Below are 20,883 nucleotides of genomic sequence, written 5' to 3'. Positions count from 1 at the left end.
ATGCAGATCGAAAAGCAGACCTTCCTCATCACCGGCGGGGGCTCCGGCCTCGGCGCCGCCACCGCGAAGATGATCGCCGCGAACGGCGGCAACGTGATGATCGCCGACGTGAGCGATGCGGGCGCGAAGCTCGCCGGCGAGCTGGGAGCGCGCGCCGCGTTCCAGAAGACCGACGTCACCGACGAAGCCTCCATGCAGGCCTGCGTCGATGCGTGCGTGGCGAAGTTCGGCGCGATCCACGGCCTCGTGAACTGCGCCGGCGTCGCACCCGGCGAGCGCGTCGTCGGCCGCAACGGCCCGCACGCCCTCGCGTCGTTCGACCGCGCGGTGAAGATCAACCTGGTCGGCACGTTCAACGCGATTCGCCTCGCGGCCGCGAAGATGAGCGTGCAGGCGCCCAACGAAGGCGGCGAGCGCGGCGTCATCATCAACACCTCGTCGGTCGCCTCGATGGACGGGCAGATCGGCCAGGCGGCCTACGCCGCCTCGAAGGCGGGCGTGAACGGCATGACACTGCCCATCGCCCGCGAGCTCGCGAAGTTCGGCATCCGCGTGATGACGATCGCGCCCGGCATCTTCGATACCCCGATGCTGCAGGGCATGAGCGACGAGATCCGCGCCTCGCTCGGAGCGCAGATCCCGTTCCCGCCGCGCCTGGGCAAGCCCGAGGAATACGCCGCGCTCGCCAAGCACATCATCGAGAACGAGGTGCTGAACGGCGAGGTGATCCGCCTCGACGGCGCCATCCGGATGACCGCCAAATAAACTTCGACCACTACGCCGGGACACACTGCTCGTCCTCGTCGATCGCGGACCTGCTGAAGTTCGACGGCGCACGCGCCTCCGAGCCCATGGTGTTCGGCCTCGGCAGCGGCCTGGGCTTCGTGTACACGGACGACGGCCGCTACTCGCCGGTGCATCGCTTCAACGGCCGCGCGCTCGACCTCGAAGGCAAGTTCTATCGCCTCTTCGGCCACGAGCTCGCGTGGATGGGCCGCTGGGATCCGCAAGCGATCACCGCGAGCCTCGCCGCGGGACGCCCGCTCCTCGCGCAAACCGACATTGCTTATCTCCCGTACTACGAGCCGGTGCATTTCCCGATGCACGGCATCGTCGTCACGGATTTCGACGGCACGACGGCGACGATCGCGGATACGTTCTCCCACGAGCTGCAGCGCGTGCCGGCAGAGGCGCTTCGTGCGGCGCTCGTCGGCGAGGGCTGCCCGTGGATGGAGCCGTATCGCATCGCCTCCGCCCCGAAGATCGACTTTCGCGTGGATGCGGCGCTCATCGCGCGCTCGATCGCGATCACGGCCCGCGAGATGCTCGAGCCGTCGCATGCCGACGCCGGCATTCCCGCGATGAAGCGTCTCGCGGCCCGCGGCAAGGCGTGGAGCGACTCCCCGGACTGGGCCTGGAGCGCGCGCTTCGCCTACCAGTCGATCGAGAAGCGCGGCACGGGCGGCGGAGGCTTTCGCGGCCTCTACGCGGACTTCCTCCAGCAGGTTTCGCCGGCCTTGCCGGGCCTCGCGGCGATCGAGGCCGTGCCCCGGATGCGCGCCCTCGCCGCGGACTGGTCGTCGCTGGCCGGCGACTGCAAGTCCGCTTTCGTACATAACGATCCCGGCCGGCTCCGGGCCGCAGCCCAAGCCCTTGACAAGATTGCAGATTTGGAAGCGGCCCTGCTGCTCGATCTGGGGGCCCGCGCTGCAGAAGCACCCCCTTTTGGGCGATAATTACTATTCCGGGCCGCTCCCCATGAGGGGGCCCGCCCGAGGACCCCCGCAAGACGGGGACCGACCCCGAGGAGGCCGTGCATGTTGTTCGATACGCATCTCACCGAGGACACCGACGCGCTTCGCGATACCGTGAAGCGCATGTGCGACGCGGAGCTCGCCCCCCGCGCCGCCGCGATCGACGTCGAGAACGAGTTCCCCGCCGACATGTGGCGCAAGTTGGGCGATCTCGGCCTGCTCGGCATGACGATCCCCGAGGAATACGGCGGCACCGGCCTGGGCTACACCGCCCACGTGGTCGCGATGGAGGAGATCTCCCGCGCCTCCGCATCGGTGGGCCTCGCCTACGGAGCGCACTCCAACCTGTGCGTGAACAACTTGTACCTCAACGGCAACGAGCAGCAGCGGGCGAAGTTCCTGCCGAAGCTCTGCTCGGGTGAGTTCGTCGGTGCGCTTGCGATGAGCGAGCCCGGCGCGGGCTCCGACGTCGTGGGCTCCATGGCGTGCAAGGCGGAGAAGAAGGGCGACCGCTGGATCGCCAACGGCTCCAAGATGTGGATCACCAACGGGCCCCACGCCGACGTCGCGATCGTCTACATGCGCACGGCGCCGAAGGACCAGGGCTCCAAGGCGATGACCGCCTTCCTGGTCGAGAAGGGCATGAAGGGTTTCTCCACCGCGCAGAAGCTGGACAAGCTCGGCATGCGCGGCTCGGATACGTGCGAGCTCGTCTTCCAGGACTGCGAGATCCCCGAGGAGAACATCCTCGGCACGCTGAACGGCGGCTCCAAGGTGCTGATGAAGGGCCTGGACACGGAGCGCACCGTCCTCTCCGGCGGCCCGATCGGCATCATGCAATCGGCGATGGACCTCGTGCTCCCGTACGTGCACGAGCGCAAGCAATTCGGCCAGCCCATCGGCACCTTCGGCCTCATGCAGGGCAAGGTGGCCGACATGTACACGAAGCTCCAGGCCTCGCGCGCTTTCTCCTACCGCGTGGCCAATGCGCTGGACCAGGGGCGCGGTCGTGCCGCGCGCAAGGACGCCGCGGCCTGCATCCTCTTCGCCTCCGAAAGCGCCGTCGCAGTCACGCTGGAAGCGATCCAGTGCCTGGGCGGCAACGGCTACATCAACGAGTTCCCCGCGGGCCGGCTGCTGCGCGACGCCAAGCTCTACGACATCGGCGCCGGCACCAACGAGATCCGCCGCATGCTGATCGGCCGGGAGCTTTTCGAGGAGAGCGTTTGAGGATGCGACGCGCGCTCGGCGCCCTCGCCCTCTGCGCGGCCCTACCGGCCGTGCCCTGCACCACGTTCTGCGTGCGCGGCCCCGAGGGCCTCGTCTTCGGCCGCAACTACGACTACGCGTTCGGCGAAGGCATGGTGCTGGTGAATGCGCGCGGCGTGGAAAAGGTCTCGGTCCTCGAGCGCAACGCCGCCCGCTGGACCTCGAAGTACGGCAGCGTCACGTTCAACCAGTACGGGCGCGACAACCCGATGGGCGGCGTGAACGAGCGCGGCTTCGTGGTCGAGCTGATGGAGCTGCAGGACACCAAGTACCCGCCGGCCGATTCGCGCCCGCAGCTCGGCTCGCTCGAGTGGATCCAGTACCTGCTCGACAACTACGCCAGCGTCGAGGAAGCCGTAACGGGCGCCAAGCGCGTTCGCATCGGCACCAGCGCCCCGCTGCATTTCCTGCTCGCCGACCGCTCGGGCGACACCGCGGTCGTGGAGTTCCTCAACGGCCGCATGGTCGTGCGCCGCGGCGAGACGCTCGCCTCGCGCGTGCTCGCCAACACGCCCTACGACGAGGATGTCGAATACGCCGCGAAGACGACGCCGAAAGCAGAGCTGCCGCGCGGGCTCGAGGGCTCGCGCGAGCGCTTCAGCCGTGCGGCGCGAGCCGTGAAGGCCTACGAGGCCCAGCCCACCGAGAGCGCCGTCGAGCGCAGCTTCGGGATCCTGGACGAGGTCGCGCAGAAGGGCCACACGCAATGGCAGGTCGTCTATGACCTCAAGGCCGCGACGATCCACTACCGCACCACCCCGAATCGCGAGCGCCGCAGCATCGCCTACGCGTCGTTCGACTACTCGTGCAAGGCGCCGGGCGGGATGCTCGACGTCGACACCGGCCGCGGCGACGTGACGAAGGCCTTCCTGCCCTACGCGCCGGAAGCGAACGAGCGCCAGGTCGTGCTCGCGTTCGCCAAATCCCCCGACATCCGCTTGCCGGCACAGGCCGCGCGGGCCGAAGCCGCACGGATCGAGAGCACCCGCCACTGCGTGGCGGGGTGAATCACGCAAGGAGAAACACGTAATGGCTGAATCCATCGTCATCGTCGCCGCGAAGCGAACCCCGATCGGGGCGATGCAGGGCAAGTTCAACTCCGTCACCGCGGCGCAGCTCGGTGCGGTCGCGATCAAGGCCGCCATCGAGCAGGCGGGCGTGAAGCCCACCGAAGTCGACGACGTGATCTTCGGCTGCGTACTCCCCGCGGGCCAGGGCCAGGCGCCCGCCCGCCAGGCCGCGCTCGGCGCCGGGCTGGACAAGTCCACGCCCGCCACCACCGTGAACAAGATGTGCGGCTCGGGCATGAAGGCCGCGATGATGGCCGCCGACGAGCTGTCCTCCGGCCAGGCCACGATCGTCGTGGCCGGCGGCATGGAATCGATGACCAACGCGCCGCACCTGCTGCCGAAGGCGCGCGGCGGCTATCGCTACGGCCACCAGAAGGTGCTCGACCACATGGCCTTCGACGGGCTGGAGAACGCCTACGACGGCAAGCCCATGGGCACCTTCGCCGACGCGACGGCCGCCAAGTACGGCTTCACGCGCGAGCAGATGGACCAGTACTCGAAGACCTCGACCGAGCGGGCGCTGGCCGCCGTGAAGTCGGGCGCCTTCAAGGACGAGATCGCCCCGGTGACGGTGGAAGGCCGCAAGGGCAACGAGATCGTCTCCGACGACGAGACGCCCTTCGCCGTGAACGTGGACAAGATCCCGACGCTTCGTCCCGCCTTCAACAAGGACGGCACCGTGACGGCCGCCACCTCCTCGTCGATCTCCGACGGCGCCGCGGCTCTGGTGATGATGACGGAGAGCGAAGCGAAGAAGCGAGGCACGAAGCCGCTCGCGAGGATCGTCGCCTATGCATCGAACGCGCACGAGCCGGAGTGGTTCACGACCGCTCCCGTGGGCGCGATCAAGAAAGTCCTCGACAAGGCGGGCTGGAAGGCCGGCGACGTCGACCTGTTCGAAGTGAACGAAGCCTTCGCCGTGGTCACCATGGCCGCGATGAAGGACGTAGGAATCCCGCACGACAAGGTGAACGTGAACGGCGGCGCGGTGGCCCTGGGCCACCCCATCGGCGCCACGGGAGCCCGCATCATCACGACCTTGATCTACGCGTTGAAGCAGCGCGGCGGAAAGAAAGGCGTCGCGGCGCTGTGCATTGGAGGCGGTGAGGCCACCGCCATTGCCCTGGAGATCCTGTAGACATGACGACCACAACGACCAATACCACTACGACCCCCACCCCGATCGAGCGCACGCCGAACATCGGGCCCACCCTCGCCTCGGAGCTTCGCGGCGTGGGCATCGACTCGCTCGAAGCCCTGATGCGCGTCGGCTTCTGGGATGCCTGGCTGCAGCTTCGCCGGGTCAATCCCGAGCGCGACGGCGTGCCCGCCTGCCTGGCGCTTGCCGGCGCCGTCGCGGGCGTGCGCTGGAACCACCTGCCGCCTCGCGTGCGCGCCGACATCCGGCAGCGCGTGAAGGCCGCGAGGACCTGATGCTGCGCTCGCCGCGGGCGCTGCTGCTCGTCGCCACGGGTGCCGCGATCGTCGTGGGCGGATGCAACAAGCCGCCGCCGCCGAAGGTGGACGCGGCCACGGAGCAGCGCGAAGCCACGGAGCGCGCGAAGCAGCGCGCCTACGGCGGCGACGCGGTGAAGGCCCTCGAGCAGGCCAAGGGCATGCAGGAAGACCTCAACAAGAAGGCCCTCGAGTCCGTCGAGAAGGCCGAGAAGACGAACTGACGACGATGCTGCAGCGCGCCCACGCCGATTTCCTCACCGACGAGCAGCGGATGATCCGCGACACGGCGCGCGATTTCGCACAGTCCGAGCTCGCGCCCCACGCCGGCCGCTGGGACCACGAAGGCTGGCTGCCGGAAGCGGTGCTGGCGAAGCTGGGCGAGCTGGGCTTCCTCGGCATGGTCGTTCCGGAGCAATGGGGCGGCTCGTTCACCGACTACGTCGCCTACGCGCTCGCCATGGAAGAGATCTCCGCGGGCTGTGCGGCCACCGGCGGCGTGATGAGCGTGCACAACTCCGTGGGCTGCGGTCCCATCCTCGCGTGGGGCACGGAGGCGCAAAAGCAGGCGTGGCTTCCCGACATGGCGGCCGGCAGGAAGATCGGCTGCTTCTGCCTCACCGAGCCGCAGGCCGGCAGCGAGGCCAACAATCTCAAGACCCGCGCCGAGCTGAAGGATGGCCGGTGGGTGCTGAACGGCAACAAGCAGTTCGTCACCAACGGCAAGCGGGCCGCGGTCGCGATCGTGTTCGCCGTCACCGACCCCGACCTCGGCAAGAAGGGCCTGTCGGCGTTCATCGTCCCGACGGACACGCCCGGCTTCAACGTGCAGCGCATGGAGCACAAGATGGGCATCCGCGCCTCGGATACCTGCGCCATCGCGCTGCAGGACTGCGCCATTCCCGAGGCGAACCTCCTCGGCCCCCGCGGCAAGGGCCTCGCGATCGCGCTCTCGAACCTCGAGGGCGGGCGCATCGGCATCGCCGCGCAGGCGCTGGGTATCGCGCGCGCTGCCTTCGAGGCCGCCCTCGCCTACGGCAAGGAACGCACGCAGTTCGGCAAGAAGCTGGTCGAGCACCAGTCGATCGGCAACATGCTGGCCGACATGCACACGCGCATCAACGCGGCTCGCCTGCTCATCCACCACGCCGCCCGCATGCGCACCGAAGGGCTGCCGTGCCTGTCCGAAGCGTCGCAGGCGAAGCTCTTCGCCTCGGAGCTGGCGGAGGAAGTCTGCTCGAAGGCGATCCAGATCCACGGCGGCTACGGCTACCTCGAGGACTATCCGGTCGAGCGCCACTATCGCGATGCCCGCATCACGCAGATCTACGAGGGCACCAGCGAGATCCAGCGCCTGCTGATCGCGCGCGACCTCGCCGCCGGCTAGGCCACGCCATGGCCACGAACGCGGCGAACCCCAACCAGGCGCTCGTCAACGCCTGGCTCGTCCAGATGATCGGAACCGTCGTCCTCGCGGGCGCGGTGCTCATGTTCTTCAAATCGGGCGCCATGCCCAGGGCGCCGGGAAGCGACGGCGGCATCAACTGGCCGCTCTACGCGCTCTATGCGGCGACCGCGGCGATCATTCCCGCGATGCTCTACCTGCGCAACTTCGCGCACGTGCTCCACGTGGACCGTGCCGCGATGCAGGCCAACGGCGGCGTGCCCGACCCCACCATCCGCCCGGTGCTCATGCGGGCGCTGCGCGTGGGCGGAGCGCTCGCCGAGCTGCCGCAGGCCTTCGGCGTGCTGCACCTGATCCTCGGCGGCGAGACGCGCTGGTTTCTCGGCGCGACCGTCGTTACCATCGCACTTCGCCTCTCCTACCGGCCCTTCGAACGAAAAAAATAAGCCCATGGCTCGAGTCCTCTACATCCTCATGGCGATCATCCAGTTCTCGTTCGCCTTCCACGCGCTCAGGACCGGCCGTGGCGCGAAATGGATCATGATCATCATCCTGGCCCCGGTGGTCGGCTGCCTCGCCTACTACTTCATCGAGGTCTTCCCCAGTTCGCGCGAGGAGCGGGACCTTCGCAAGCGCATCCACGACATCGCCAAGGCGCTGAATCCCGACGGCGAATTGAAGCGCCGCGCCGAGGAAGCCGCCGTGACGGCGAGCGTCGACAATCGCGCGGCCCTGGCCGACGAGTGCCTCGAGAAAGGCATGTTCGACGAAGCGATCCGCCTCTACGAAGGCTGCCTCGAAGGCCCGCACGCCAACGACCCGCGGGTCCTCTTCGCCTGCGCTCGTGCGTATTTCTACGACGGGCGCCACCGCCAGGCCGAGGAGATCCTGCAGCGCCTCGCGAAGGCGCACCCGAAATTCCGCCGCGAGGAAGCTCGCCTCCTGGAAGCGCGCGTGCTCGACGGCCTGGGCGATACGCAGCGCGCGCTCGCCGTCTACGAGGACCTTCGCACCCACTACGTCGGCTTCGAAGCCAAGTACCGCTACGCCGCGTTGCTGAAGCGCCTCGGCGACGAAGCGAAGGCCAACGAGCTCTTCGACCTCATCGCCAAGAATGGACGCCGCTCCGCGCTCGAGTCCGAGCAGGAATGGGTGAAGCTCGCGCGCCAAGAGCGCGGAGTCGCCTGATGCCCGTCATCCGCTCGCGGCTCGATCCCTCGTCGCCCGCCTTCACCGCGAACACCGAGCACCATCGCGCGCTCACCGAGGACCTGCGCTCGCAAGTCGCGAAGGTTTCCGAAGGCGGCGGTCCCGATGCGCAGAAGAAGCACACCGCGCGGGGCAAGCTGCTGCCTCGCGATCGCGTCCGCGCCCTGCTCGATCCGGGCGCGCCCTTCCTCGAGCTCTCGCAGCTCGCGGCCCACGGGATGTACGGCGACGACGCGCCGTCGGCCGGCGTCATCACCGGGATCGGTCGGGTCGAAGGCCGCGAGGTCGTCATCGTCGCCAACGATGCGACCGTGAAGGGCGGCACCTACTACCCGATGACGGTGAAGAAGCACCTTCGCGCGCAGGAGATCGCGGCGCAGAACCGCCTGCCGTGCGTGTACCTCGTGGATTCCGGCGGCGCGTTCCTGCCGCTCCAGGATGAAGTGTTCCCGGACAAGGAGCACTTCGGCCGCATCTTCTTCAACCAGGCCAATCTCTCGGCCGCGGGCATCGCGCAGATCGCCGCGGTGATGGGCTCGTGCACCGCGGGCGGCGCCTACGTGCCGGCGATGTGCGACGAATCGATCATCGTGAAGAACCAGGGCACGATCTTCCTCGGCGGCCCGCCGCTGGTGAAGGCCGCCACCGGCGAAGTGGTGACGGCCGAGGACCTCGGCGGCGGCGACGTGCACGCGCGCATCTCCGGCGTCGTGGACCACCTCGCCGACGACGACCGCCACGCGTTGGCCATCGTCCGCGACATCGTGAGAAATCTCGGCCCCTCGTCATTCCCGCCCCCGACAACAGCATTCGGGGGCAGGCTCCCTCGGGAATCCAGCGGCTGGGTTCCCGCCTCCGCGGCAACGACGTTTGAGGATCCGCTCTACCCCGCCGAGGATCTCTACGGAATCATCCCGAAGGACCCGCGCCAACCCTTCGACGTGCGAGAAGTCATCGCGCGCCTGGTGGACGGCAGCGAGTTCCATGAGTTCAAGGCGTTGTACGGCACCACGCTCGTCACGGGCTTCGCGAGCCTCTACGGCATGCCCGTGGGCATCATCGCGAACAACGGCATCCTGTTTTCCGAATCCGCGCTGAAGGGCACGCACTTCATCGAGCTGTGCAACCAGCGCGGCATCCCGCTGCTCTTCCTGCAGAACATCACCGGCTTCATGGTCGGGCGCAAGTACGAGACCGAGGGCATCGCGAGGAACGGCGCCAAGATGGTCACGGCCGTGTCGTGCTCGAAGGTGCCCAAGCTCACCGTGATCCTCGGCGGCTCGTTCGGCGCCGGCAACTACGGCATGTGCGGCCGGGCTTTCAACCCGCGCTTCCTCTGGACATGGCCCAACGCCCGCATCTCCGTGATGGGCGGCGAGCAGGCCGCGAGCGTGCTGGCCACCGTGAAGCGCGACGGCATCGAGCTGAAGAAAGGCGCGTGGTCGAAGGAAGAGGAAGAGAAGTTCAAGGACCCGATCCGCGAGCAGTACGAGCGCCAGGGCCACCCGTACTACGCGACGGCGCGCCTCTGGGACGACGGGGTCATCGATCCCGCCGATACCCGCCGCGTCCTGGGCCTCGCCCTCGCCGCCACCCGCAACGCACCCGTGGAAGAGACGCGCTACGGCGTCTTCCGCATGTAGGAACGCCATGTCCACGATCGCCATCGAACGCCAGGGCCCGGTCGGCCTGGTCACCCTGAACAAGCCCGAGCGCCACAACGCGTTCGACGACGTCGTGATCGGCGAGCTCACCGAAGCCCTGCGCTCGATGGAAGCCGAAGACGGCGTGCGCGTGGTCGTGCTCTCCGCGACCGGCAAGTCCTTCTCCGCCGGCGCCGACCTGGACTGGATGAAGCGAGCCTCGGGCTATTCGAAGGACGAGAACCTGCGCGACGCCATGGCACTCGGCACGCTGATGCGCACGCTCGACCACCTTCGCAAGCCCACCGTCGCGCGCGTGCACGGCAACGCCTTCGGAGGCGGTGTCGGCCTCGTCGCCTGCTGCGACGTCGCGGTCGCCACGCAGAACGTCGAGTTCGCGCTCACCGAGGTGAAGCTGGGCCTCATCCCCGCCGTCATCTCTCCGTACGTGGTCGCCGCCATCGGCGCGAAGAACGCGCGCCGCTATTTCCTCACTGCCGAGCGCTTCCCGGCCGCCGACGCCTACCGCATGGGTCTCATCCACGACCTCGCCGGCGACGACAACGACCTCGACGACAAGGTGGGCACGATCGTCGATGCCCTGCTGCTCGCAGGCCCGGTCGCTCAGCGCGAAGCGAAGGACCTCATCCGCTCCGTGGCGAACCGCCCGATGCACAGCGAGATCCTCCAGGACACGGCCGACCGCATCGCCCGCATCCGCACCTCGCCCGAGGGCAAGGAAGGCATCGGCGCCTTCCTCGAGAAGCGAAAAGCGTCCTGGGTCCCCGAGGAACCCGCGTCCGAGTAGAATCCTTGCGTTCCCCTGAACGCGGGAGAAGCCCTTGTCCTACAAGCACTTAGTCGCCGGTTTCCTCGCCCTCGCCGCCTCGTTCAGCGCGTTTTCCGCCACCCTCGCGGAGCGCTCGCCCTTCACGCAGGGGCTCTGGTGGAATTCGCAGCGTCCGGGCATGGGCCTCGAGCTCTTCAACGTGGGCGAGACGGGTGCGGCCACCTGGTACACCTACGAAGCCGACGGCCGCGCCATCTGGTACACGGCGCAAGGTCCCCTCGACGGCAGCACATGGCCGCTGATGAAGCACCGCTGGACCGAGGGCCGTAAGCAGGCGCCTGTCCAGGCGGGCACGTTCAAGGTCACGATCCGCCATCCCGAGAAGCTCACGCTCGACTTCACGATCGCCGGCGCCAGCGGCACGATCGACATCGAGCCGTTCATCCAATCGGGCGTTCCCAACGAGATCGACCACTCCGGCTCGTACTTCAATCCCGCGAACTCGGGCTGGGGCCTCACGTTCACGCAGCAGGGCGACATCCAGGGCGGCGTGCTCTACACCTACGACCCGACGGGCGCGCCCACCTGGTACTCGGGCTTCGACCGCAATGCCGACAACAGCTTCGCGGTGATCTCGGCGACCGGCGCTTGCCCGACCTGCGCCTACACGCCTTCGATCAACAGGCCTGCCGGCCGCATCGCGTACGCCTTCAACGGCGAATCGGCCCTGGTGCTTCGCAACCAGGTGTCGGTGCCGATGGCCGACGGCGTCGGGATGGACGGCGCCCCGGTGAAGCAACTCGGCCGCCCCGCATCGACGCGTCCGGCCGATCGCCAGCTCGCGCGCGTGGACAGCGACGCGGCCCTGAAGGCCTACCTCGTCGCCGGAATCCTCAATTCGCCTCCGAGCCCCGGCGATTTCTCGGCGCCCGCACCCGCGGCCCCGTTCTCCACGACCAACCTGCAGGAAGCCGATGTCGACGAGGGCGACCTCGTGAAGTCGGATGGACGCTACGTCTACACGTTCGCCGAGGCGCCGGTGAATCCGGAGTACGCCGGATCCATCACGCAGCGCGTATCCGTGTTGCGCGTGGCACGCATCGATGACGGGGGGAAGGCGCTGTCCATCGTGGGCAAGGTCGATCTCGCCGCGGGTGCCACGGAGCGGGCCTACAGTGCGGCCCTTTATGTCGACAGTGGCCGGATCGTCGCCGTGACGGGATCGGTTCCGTTCTCGGGCAAGTCGCCCACCTGGATGTTTCCCGGATCGTGGCTCGGCGGCACGACGCGCGTCGAGATCCTGCAGGCGGGGGCCGACGGCTTGCCGAAGTCGCAGTGGCACGCGCAGATCGACGGCCACGTCCTCAGCACGCGCCGGATCGGCGATCGACTCTATCTCGTCACGCGCCACGCGCCGAGCGTCGCCGGGATTCGCTATTCCCCGCCGAACAATCCGGCCGATCTCGCGCTGGCCGCCGCGACGCCCCTCGAGGACTTGCTCCCGAAGATTCGCATCCAGAACGGTGCCCCCAACCTGCTCGTCGACGCGCGCTCGCTCTACAGCCCGCCGCAGGGTGCACGTGCGCCCGTCTCCGCGATCATCGCGGTCACGACGATCGACCTCGCCACGCAGGCGGTGAGCTCCGTGGGCCTGCTCGGCCAGGCCGACGCGCTCTACGTCTCCTCGGGCAACCTGTTCCTGGCGAGCTCGCGCTACACGTCCCTCCCGGAGGGCGTGACGGGCGGAGACACGTCGTTCTACACGACCGATATCCACCAGCTCCGCCTTGCGGGCAATGCGGCCTTCGTGGCGTCCGGAACGGTCGAAGGCCGCGTGCGCGCGGATCCGGATGGCATGTCCTTCCGGCTGAGCGAGGCCGACGGCAAGCTTCGCGTGGTGACCGCGAGCGGCGTGATGTGGGGTGCGTCGACGAAGAATCGCCTCACGATCCTCGAGCCCTCCGCGATCGCACCGGGCCTGCTGCGCACGGTGTCCTTCCTCCCCAACAGCCAACGCACGGAGCCGATCGGCAAGCCCGGGGAAGATCTCTACGGCGTGCGCTTCGCCGGCGACAAGCTCTACGCCGTGAGCTTCCGCCGCGTCGATCCGCTCTACGTCGTCGACCTCGCGAACCCCGCCGACCCGCGCATCACGGGCTCGCTCGAAGTCCCGGGCTTCTCCGAATACTTGCATCCGCTGCCCGGCGGCCTGCTGCTCGGGTTCGGCCAGGACACGGCCATCCTCGGTGGACGCACGGTCACGCTGGGCCTGCAGCTCACGCTGTTCGATGTCTCGAACGCCGGCCAGCCCCGCGAGATGCAACGGATCCCGCTCGGCAAGACGGGCAGCATGTCGCCGCTCTCGGCGAGCCACCACGCCTTCAGCATGCTTCGCAATGCCGACGGCACGGCGACGCTCGGCATTCCGGCGCGCATCCACGGCGGCGAGGCGACCAATCCCAACGATCCCCCCGGGTGGCAGCAGTTCTCGTGGCAGTACAGCGGGCTCCTGCGGTTCCGCCTCGTGGGTACCACGCCTGCCACGGCGTCCCTCCAGGTGCTCGACCCGCTGGTGACGCACCGGCCGCAGTCCGTGTACGGGAGCTATCAAGACCCCGCGTACATGGGCACCGCACGCTCGGTGCTGTTCGAACGAGGCCCGGTCTACGTCGGCGGCGGCCTCTTCTGGCGCGAGGACACCAACGGAGCCGCGCTCGGGCCGTTCTGAGCCGCGAGGGCTGCGCCCGCTTATAATCGCGCAGCCCATGTTCTCCAAGATCCTGATTGCCAACCGCGGCGAGATCGCCTGCCGCGTCATCCGCACCTGCCGCAAGCTTTCCGTGCGCACGGTCGCGGTCCATTCCGACATCGACGCCCACGCCCTGCACGTGGAGATGGCGGACGAGGCCTACGCGATCGGCGGCCCTCGCCCGGCGGATTCGTACCTCCAGGGCGACCGCATCATCGCCGTCGCGAAAGCCTGCGGCGCCGAGGCGATCCACCCCGGATACGGCTTCCTCTCCGAGAACGAGGATTTCGCGCGCGCCGTCGAGAAGGCGGGGCTCGTCTTCATCGGCCCCACGCCCGAGGCCATCGAGCAGATGGGCCTGAAGGATCGCGCCAAGGCGATCATGGAGAAGGCCGGCGTCCCGGTCGTTCCCGGCTACCACGGCGAGAAGCAGGACGACGCGCATCTCGCGCAGCAAGCGAAGAAGGTCGGCTATCCGCTGCTGATCAAGGCCATCGCCGGCGGTGGCGGCAAGGGCATGCGCCTCGTGAATGGTGACGCCGAGTTCGCGCCCCAGTTGGCCGCCGCGCGGCGCGAAGCGAAGAACGCCTTCGGAGACGATCGCGTGCTGCTCGAGCGCTTCGTGACCGGCCCGCACCACATCGAGTTCCAGGTCTTCGGCGACACGCACGGCCACTACGTCCACCTCTTCGAGCGCGAGTGCTCGATCCAGCGCCGCCACCAGAAGGTGCTCGAGGAGACGCCCTCCCCGTTCCTCGACGATGCGATGCGCGAGAAGATGGGCGAGGCCGCCGTAGCCGCCGCGCGTGCGATCAAATACCGCGGAGCCGGGACCATCGAGTTCATCGCCGGCGCCGACCGCCAGTTCTTCTTCATGGAGATGAACACGCGGCTGCAGGTCGAGCATCCGGTGACGGAGATGATCACGGGCGAGGATCTCGTCGAATGGCAGCTTCGCGTCGCCGCGGGCGAGCCGCTGCCGCTGAAGCAGAGCGAGATCCAGTCCGGCGGCCACTCGATCGAGGTGCGCCTCTGCGCCGAGAATCCCGCGAACGATTTCCTGCCCGAGACCGGCACCATCGGCGTGTTGAGAGCGCCGCACGACACCGCCGAGGAAGGCCACGAGCATCACTCGCACGCCGACGTGCGCCTCGAGACAGGCGTGCGCCAGGGCGACGAGGTGAGCGTCTATTACGACCCCATGATCGCGAAGCTGGTCGTGTGGGGCGACGACCGCAACGAGGCCGCGCGCAGGATGGCGCAGGCGCTGTCCGAGACGCAGCTCCTCGGCGTGAAGACCAACCTCGCGTTCCTCGAGCGCGTCGTTCGCCACCCCGCGTTCCTCGCGGGCGACACCGACACAGCCTTCATCGAGCGCCATCGCGCCGACCTGCTGCCCTCCGCCTCCGACGTTCCGCTCGAAGCCACGGTGGCCGCGGCCGCGCGCGTGTTCCTGGACGAGCAGCAATCGCGCGAAGGATCGGCGCCCTCCCCGTGGAACGACACGGGCGGCTGGCGCCTGAACCAGCCGGCGCTCCGCAAGATGGAATTCCGGGCGGGTGCCGACAACGTCATCACGGTCGACGCGGTGATGAAGGCGGGCTACGCGGATGTCACCGTCGCCGGCAAGTCGCATCGCGTCGTGCTCGGGCCGAGCCACCACGGCCGCCTGCAGATCGGCCTCGACGACGAAACCTACTTCGCCGAGGTCGGCCGGCTGGACGACCGCGTGAGCGCCGTCGTTCCCGCGGGCCGCTACGAGCTGGAGCTGGTGGACCCGTTCCACTACGAGCCGGCGGATTCGCTGCCCGACGCGCGCCTCACCGCGCTCATGCCGGGCCGCGTGGTGAAGCTGATGGCCAAGGTTGGCGATTCGGTGAAGAAAGGCCAGTCGCTCCTCATCCTCGAGGCGATGAAGATGGAGCACACCATCGTCTCGCCGCGCGACGGCGTGATCGAGCGCGTCGCGTTCCAGGAAAACCAGCTGGTCCCGGCCGACGCTGTCCTCTTCGCGTTCCGCGAAGCTTGAGAGTCCCCCCGCGGTTGCAGCCGCTCGTCGACGACGGGCTGATCGACACCGTCGTGCGCCAGCTCATGAGCGGCAAGGAGGCGATGGTGTTCGTCGTGCGCCGCGGCGAGGAGACGCTCTGCGCGAAGGTCTACAAGGAAGCCGACAAGCGCAGCTTCCGCCAGGCCGTCGACTACACCGAGAACCGCAAGACGAAGAACAGCCGCCAGGCACGCGCCATGGCGAAGGGCTCGCGCTTCGGTCGCGCCTCGCAGGAGCAGGCCTGGCAGAGCGCCGAAGTGGACGCGCTACGCCGGCTGGCCGCGGCCGGCGTGCGCGTGCCGAAGCCCTGGCAGTTCCACGAAGGCGTGCTGCTGATGGAGCTCGTTGCCGACGCGGAAGGCAACGCCGCACCTCGCCTGAACGACGTGGAGCTCACGCCCGAGCTCGCGACGGAGTTCCACCACCGCCTCATCGGCGAAGTCGTGCGCATGCTCGCGGCCGGCATCATCCACGGCGACCTGAGCGAGTTCAACATCCTCGTCGACGCCGACGGCCCCATGATCATCGACCTGCCGCAGGCCGTGGACGCCGCGGGCAACAACCACGCGCCGCGGATGCTGGTGCGGGACGTGGACAACCTGCGGCGCTTCTTCGGGCGCGTGGCCCCCGAGCTCCTGGCCACCGACTACGGCAAGGAGATCTGGGCCGCGTACCAGGCCGGCACGCTGGCGCCGGGCATGGAGCTGACCGGCCATTTCGAGGCCGACGAGTCCAACGTGGACCTGGAAGACGTCATGCGCGAGATCGACGACGCCCGCCTGGAAGAGGAAGCGCGCATCTCGAGGATGCAGGAACCCGAGTGAAGCTGCGCTAACCCGAGGCGCGTTCCAGCCGCTCGCACAGCTCGCGCACCGAGTGCACGTCGACCCGCGTGTAGATCTTCTTCACGTGGTCGGCGACCGTCGAGGGCGCGACGGAGAGCGCCGCGGCGATCTCGGCCTGGGAGTATCCGGCGCGCAGCAGCGTGCAGACCTCGCGCTGCGCCACGGAGAGGTTGAGGGAGTCCAGGGCGCGCCGCCACGCGATGGCACGCGGCTCGTGGTGCTGGATGGTGACGTGGATCTGCGGCTCCACGCCGCTCGCCGCGGGCGCGAGCGGCTCGGCCTCGAACAGGAAGCGGCCCCAGGCGTTGTCCATGGTGAGCGAGACCTGCCGGCGCGAGGCGCCGACGTTGCGCCGGATCTGCGCGGCGAGCAACGCGAGCGTCGGATAGTCGGAGCCGCGCGGAGCGCGTCCCGCCGTCTCGGGCGTGATGCCCCCTTGCGAGAGCAGCAGCATCTTGTGCGCGTCCTCCGAGACGTGCAGCAGTTCGCCCTCGCCCGAGATGCTCAGCACCGCCTTGCGGTCTCCGCGCACGACGAAATCGTGCGGGAGCGTCGCCTCGGCCTCCAGCCCGCGCGCGATGTAGGGGACGAGGTTGCCCAGCAGCGTCTCCTCCTTCGCGTTGAAGGGCTGCTCGTGGATCTCGCGGTAGAGCACGAGCGAGCCCAGCGGCTCGTCGCGCGAGTTGCGCACGATCGCCTCGATGCGCGAATGCAGGCCCTGCGGCTTCCAGATCTCGTTGTAGAGGGCGGAGCGGAAGAACGCGGGGTTGTCGAGCTCGGCGGCGCTGCGGACGACCGCCCGCCCCATCACCGACTGGCGGAACCCCGTCATCGCCTCGGCCTCGCGCTTGTTGTGGAACTCCTCGAAGTAGTGGCGCGCCACCTGCGCGTCGATCGGCCCGTCGAAGTAGTAGCGGATGAGGTTGCCGTCGGGGTCGGTCCAGTCGAAGAGGTTGCGCGACGACGGGATGTGGCGGTGCAACGCCTCCAGCAGCGCCGGCACGAGCTGCTCGCCCGGCAGCCCGAGGCTGCAGAGGGAGCGGATGCTCGCGATGGCGGCCGACGGCTTCATGGATTGCGGAATATTACGCGCCCCGCGGATCCGAGATACCCCCTGACGAGGGGGTGAGCCCGCGACGCAACCTCCCTAGTCTGGTCGCCACGGACATTCGATCACGAACCGACAACAGGGAGCGCATTACGGTGCTGGCGCGCGGGCTTCGATTCCTTCTGCTCCTCGCGCTCGTCGGGGGGCTCCCGGCCGTCGTCGCGCAATCCACGCCGGCCCCGAACTACGGCCCCGGAAGCCTTCCGCCGTCCGAGATCTCCAATGCCATCGTCGACGCGTCGAAGGGCGGGATCCCCGGCGACAACGGCGACCTCGTGGACCTGGAGACCGCGGCGATCGTCATCAACGCCCGCGCGGGCCAATGCAATGCGGCCAAGTGCCCGATCCTCGAGGACTGCGCCACGGCGCAGGCCCTGCTCCAGACCCTGACCGATGCCCAGGCCTACCTCGAGGCGCTGGAGACGGCCTTGAACAAGGGCAGCGCGGCCGCGGCGGCCGCGCACAACGCCGCGATCGGCAGCGCCGCCATGACGACGACGAACATGGCGCTGGTCCAGGAGGAGCTCGCGGTCCAGGACTACCTGACGCGCTGGGCGGCACTGATCTTCGATCTCGCGTCGCTCGCCGATGACATCAAGAACATGCACGACAAGGGCGCGTTCTTTCCAGGAGATACGACCTGGCAAAGGCTCGACACCGCCTACGAGTCCCTGAAGGACCTCGAGGCGGTCATGAACGACCTCTCGCAGGCCGGGGCGGAGCGGATGACGCAGAACACGCCCAGTGTTTCCGCGTCGGGAACGTACACGCCGCTCACCAACATCACGACGGGACTCCTCGTGAGCGACGGCAAGACGGGACTGGCGAACGACCTGAAGAGCAGCATCTCGGACGCGAAGAACGCCATCGACGAGCTGCGGAAGATCCGGAAGGAGACCGGCGGGATCAAGCCCTCGGACCTGGGCGGTCTCACCAAGGCGCTGGGGAAGATCAGCTTCCGCGCCCTGAAGGCGCGCGCCGACAAGGAGATCGCCGAGCGCAAGCAATACATCGACCAGCTGGTGGGCGACCTCACCGCGGAGCAGCGGATCCTCGCCAACCTCGCCGCCGAACGGGCCCGCATGGTCGCCCGGCGCGACAAGGTCACGGCCGCGCGCTCCGCGATCGTCGCCGCGCGGACCGCGCTCATCTCGTGTCTCTCGCGCACGTGCGGGCTTCCGTCCGTTTCGCGCCCCTCGCTGCCCGACTACTACGCACCCCCAGCCGGTATGTCGCCGCGGGACGTGGCGAAGGACCAGGGCTGGGGCCGCGCCCTGGTGGACCTGAACGGGCGCATCGGCGCGATCGCGCGGCAACTGCAAAAGGTCTTCCAGGTGAAGGACCAATGCACGGCCGGGCCCACCGGCGAGATCGGCGTCATCCCCGGCGGTCCTTTCACGCCGATGCAGCGGGACGGTCCCGCGCCGACACCGCGCGTCGAGACGCAGTGCATTCCCTGCCTGCCCATCGCCGCGCAGCTCAACCGGATCCTCGACGAGATCGACTTCCTCCGACAGGAAGTCGCGCGCATCGAAGCCGCGCTCGAGCGGGCCCGCAAGCTGCGCGTCGCGCTCACGCAGAAGGAAGGCGAGCTCGCGCGGCACGAGGCCTTCCTCCAGGGCCTGCGCGATATCGTCCGCGACGCCAACGCCTCGATCCTCGCGGGGGCCGTGAAAGTGGAGGTCGGGGAAAAGGTCCGGCAGGACCTCGCCACGGCCCAATCCAAGCGCACGGCCCTGGTGACCGAGTTGAACGCGATCAAGCGCGAGCTCGAGCAGGCCGAAGCCGAGCGCAACCTGCTCGAGCCGTACCGGGAGCGCCTCGGAAAGCTGCAGGACGCCCGCCGCCTGCTGCGCGAGCGGCTTCGCAACTGCGAGGAGGACCAGTGCCGCACCGGTTACTTCTCCGAGCTGGACACCTGGATCAACGTGATCGGCAACAATCCGCTGGACCCGACCAATCCGCTCGGCGGCACGCGCACGCCGACCCAGGATCCGACGCTACGAGTCGCGTCGGTCGCCGCGACACGCCAGACCGGAGAGAACCAGCCGCCCGGCGAATTCACGATCACGATCTCGAGGCCGGCTCCGGTCGGAGGCTTGGCCATCAACTTCCGGTTCGAGGGCACCGCGACGCCCGGAACCGACTACGTGCCGCCGGGTGCGCGAGCCACCATCGCCGCCGGACAGACGAGCGCCACGGTCTCCATCGCCGCCGTCGACGACACGATCCAGGAGATGACCGAGACGGTGCAGATGGTCCTCCTGCCGGGCGCGGAATACACGCTCGGCGTCCCTTCGGCGGCGCTGATGACGATCACCGACGACGATGCGCCGGGCAACCCGGGCACCGTGGAATTCGCGGCCTCGGCGTACACGGCCATGGAAGGAGGCGGCCCGCCGCTCATCCTCGTCAACCGGACCAACGGCGGCGACGGCACCGTCAGCGTCACCTACACGGCCGTCTCGGGCACCGCCACGGCCGGCGCCGACTTCGAGGCGAAGACCGGCACCCTCACCTGGACGAACCGCGAGACGGGTTCCAAGCCGATCGCCATCGCGATCGTCGACGACACGCTGTTCGAAGGCAACGAGATTTTCAGCGTGCGGCTTTCGGCACCGACGGGCGGCGCGGTGCTGGGCGCGCTCAGCACGACGAGCGTCACCATCATCGACAACGACTCGCCGCCGGTGCAGGGGCCGTGCGGCTCGCAAGCCCAGGCGTGGCAGGGCAATCCCGGCAGCTACGCGTGCTCCGGCTCGTGCAATCCCACGCCCTCGCCGCAATCGCTCTCGGTGAACGGCGACATCATCACCGTGAGCCCGTTCCACGCCGGCGGCACCGCGACGTTCCAGGGGTGCGGCAACTCGGTCAACTCGCAGAGCAGCACGCTCACGTACTTCGGCCAGTCGAACCACCGCGCGACGATCACGCGCAGCTCCAACACGCAGTTCAGCGCGAGCATCGTGTCCAGCGGCGGCGGCACGTGCTCCTTCACGTGCTCGCGATGAATCGCGCCCTGTCGATCGCTTCCCTGGCCGCGGCGGCCGTGCTCGCGCTCGCGGCCGTTCCCGCGCTCGCCCAGGAATCGCGGCCCTTCAATCCGATCGGCCGCCCCGGCGGCGCGGCCGTTCCCGGCGCACCCGTTGCGGCGACGGGCAGCGCTCCGATCGCGCCCCCACCGCCCTCGGCCGTGCGCGCGACGGTGAACAAGTCGATCCAGAAACTCGCCGACGCGTGGAACACGCCCGAGCTGAGGAAGCTGCTCTCGCCCACCTACTACGACCGCGACCGCGTCGGCGATGCGCTGGTCTCCAAAGTGCCGCGCGATGCGACGCTGCGCGTGCTCGGCGTGGAGTCGATCCAGGTGCTCGCGCAATACACGCAGCCCACGACCGATGGCATGGAGCAGGAAGTCATCACCAAGGTCTCGGTGACGCTGCGCACGCAGGTCGAGTTCAACGATCCGGTGCTGGGATTCCAGCGCCGCGAGGGACTCAACGAAGCGATCTTCACGCTGAAGGAGATTCGCTGAC

18 protein-coding genes are annotated in these 20,883 nt (G+C 68.6%); 17 read left to right on the top strand and 1 reads right to left on the bottom strand.

The genetic code is table 11. The annotated features are described in order from the left end of the window. The 15 genes from DSM104443_RS21870 (at position 1) to DSM104443_RS09695 (ending at position 16,218) form a co-directional block, all read left to right on the top strand. A complete protein-coding gene (locus DSM104443_RS21870; protein ID WP_246232793.1) occupies positions 1 to 765 on the top strand; it encodes a 3-hydroxyacyl-CoA dehydrogenase in 765 nt (254 codons plus the stop codon). Then, entirely contained in the window at positions 672 to 1,736 is a 1,065-nt protein-coding gene (locus DSM104443_RS09760) for a BtrH N-terminal domain-containing protein (protein WP_246232912.1), read from the top strand. Before DSM104443_RS21870 ends, DSM104443_RS09760 begins: the two co-directional genes overlap by 94 nt. 81 nt (positions 1,737 to 1,817) lie before the next feature. Beyond that, on the top strand, positions 1,818 to 2,984 hold the full coding sequence (locus DSM104443_RS09755) for an isovaleryl-CoA dehydrogenase (protein ID WP_171091714.1): 1,167 nt from the start codon (positions 1,818 to 1,820) through the stop codon (positions 2,982 to 2,984). A gap of 2 nt (positions 2,985 to 2,986) precedes the next feature. Then, positions 2,987 to 4,030, top strand: coding sequence for a linear amide C-N hydrolase (locus DSM104443_RS09750; RefSeq protein WP_171091712.1), 1,044 nt, complete (start codon positions 2,987 to 2,989; stop codon positions 4,028 to 4,030). 22 nt (positions 4,031 to 4,052) lie between these two features. Next, positions 4,053 to 5,231, top strand: a complete 1,179-nt coding sequence (locus DSM104443_RS09745; RefSeq protein ID WP_171091710.1) for a thiolase family protein — start codon at positions 4,053 to 4,055, stop codon at positions 5,229 to 5,231. A gap of 2 nt (positions 5,232 to 5,233) precedes the next feature. Continuing rightward, complete coding sequence (locus DSM104443_RS09740) at positions 5,234 to 5,527, top strand: TfoX/Sxy family DNA transformation protein (protein WP_171091708.1); 294 nt, start codon at positions 5,234 to 5,236, stop codon at positions 5,525 to 5,527. Continuing rightward, on the top strand, positions 5,527 to 5,772 hold the full coding sequence (locus tag DSM104443_RS09735) for a hypothetical protein (RefSeq protein WP_171091706.1): 246 nt from the start codon (positions 5,527 to 5,529) through the stop codon (positions 5,770 to 5,772). The genes DSM104443_RS09740 and DSM104443_RS09735 overlap by 1 nt, the downstream gene beginning before the upstream one ends. A 5-nt stretch (positions 5,773 to 5,777) precedes the next feature. After that, on the top strand, positions 5,778 to 6,935 hold the full coding sequence (locus DSM104443_RS09730; RefSeq protein WP_171091704.1) for an acyl-CoA dehydrogenase family protein: 1,158 nt from the start codon (positions 5,778 to 5,780) through the stop codon (positions 6,933 to 6,935). Positions 6,936 to 6,943: 8 nt separating this feature from the next. Further along, positions 6,944 to 7,399, top strand: coding sequence for a hypothetical protein (locus DSM104443_RS09725; protein ID WP_171091702.1), 456 nt, complete (start codon positions 6,944 to 6,946; stop codon positions 7,397 to 7,399). 4 nt (positions 7,400 to 7,403) lie between these two features. Further along, positions 7,404 to 8,141, top strand: a complete 738-nt coding sequence (locus DSM104443_RS09720) for a tetratricopeptide repeat protein (RefSeq protein WP_171091700.1) — start codon at positions 7,404 to 7,406, stop codon at positions 8,139 to 8,141. Further along, entirely contained in the window at positions 8,141 to 9,805 is a 1,665-nt protein-coding gene (locus tag DSM104443_RS09715; RefSeq protein ID WP_171091698.1) for a carboxyl transferase domain-containing protein, read from the top strand. Before DSM104443_RS09720 ends, DSM104443_RS09715 begins: the two co-directional genes overlap by 1 nt. A 7-nt stretch (positions 9,806 to 9,812) precedes the next feature. Further along, positions 9,813 to 10,613 (top strand): enoyl-CoA hydratase/isomerase family protein, encoded by an 801-nt coding sequence (locus DSM104443_RS09710; RefSeq protein ID WP_171091696.1) that lies wholly within the window; start codon positions 9,813 to 9,815, stop codon positions 10,611 to 10,613. Between the two features lie 34 nt (positions 10,614 to 10,647). Next, positions 10,648 to 13,323 (top strand): beta-propeller domain-containing protein, encoded by a 2,676-nt coding sequence (locus tag DSM104443_RS09705; RefSeq protein WP_171091694.1) that lies wholly within the window; start codon positions 10,648 to 10,650, stop codon positions 13,321 to 13,323. A 37-nt stretch (positions 13,324 to 13,360) separates the two neighbouring features. Continuing rightward, positions 13,361 to 15,373, top strand: coding sequence for an acetyl-CoA carboxylase biotin carboxylase subunit (locus DSM104443_RS09700; RefSeq protein ID WP_171091692.1), 2,013 nt, complete (start codon positions 13,361 to 13,363; stop codon positions 15,371 to 15,373). After that, complete coding sequence (locus tag DSM104443_RS09695; protein WP_171091690.1) at positions 15,370 to 16,218, top strand: PA4780 family RIO1-like protein kinase; 849 nt, start codon at positions 15,370 to 15,372, stop codon at positions 16,216 to 16,218. Before DSM104443_RS09700 ends, DSM104443_RS09695 begins: the two co-directional genes overlap by 4 nt. A 7-nt stretch (positions 16,219 to 16,225) precedes the next feature. Here the strand turns inward: DSM104443_RS09695 and DSM104443_RS09690 are convergent, their stop codons facing one another. Beyond that, positions 16,226 to 17,311: a helix-turn-helix transcriptional regulator gene (locus DSM104443_RS09690; protein ID WP_171091688.1), complete on the bottom strand. Its 1,086-nt coding sequence runs from the start codon at positions 17,309 to 17,311 to the stop codon at positions 16,226 to 16,228. Positions 17,312 to 17,442: 131 nt separating this feature from the next. On the opposite strand from DSM104443_RS09690, the gene DSM104443_RS09685 reads away from it, so the two are divergent. Together DSM104443_RS09685 and DSM104443_RS09680 are read left to right on the top strand one after the other, a co-directional pair. After that, positions 17,443 to 20,358: a Calx-beta domain-containing protein gene (locus DSM104443_RS09685; RefSeq protein WP_171091686.1), complete on the top strand. Its 2,916-nt coding sequence runs from the start codon at positions 17,443 to 17,445 to the stop codon at positions 20,356 to 20,358. Next, complete coding sequence (locus tag DSM104443_RS09680) at positions 20,355 to 20,882, top strand: hypothetical protein (protein WP_171091684.1); 528 nt, start codon at positions 20,355 to 20,357, stop codon at positions 20,880 to 20,882. Before DSM104443_RS09685 ends, DSM104443_RS09680 begins: the two co-directional genes overlap by 4 nt. The last annotated feature ends 1 nt before the right edge of the window (position 20,883 follow it).

Source organism: Usitatibacter rugosus, assembly GCF_013003965.1.
GTDB lineage: Bacteria > Pseudomonadota > Gammaproteobacteria > Burkholderiales > Usitatibacteraceae > Usitatibacter > Usitatibacter rugosus.
Note: the sequence above shows the minus strand (reverse complement) of the source record. Positions and strands in the feature narration are given on the sequence as shown.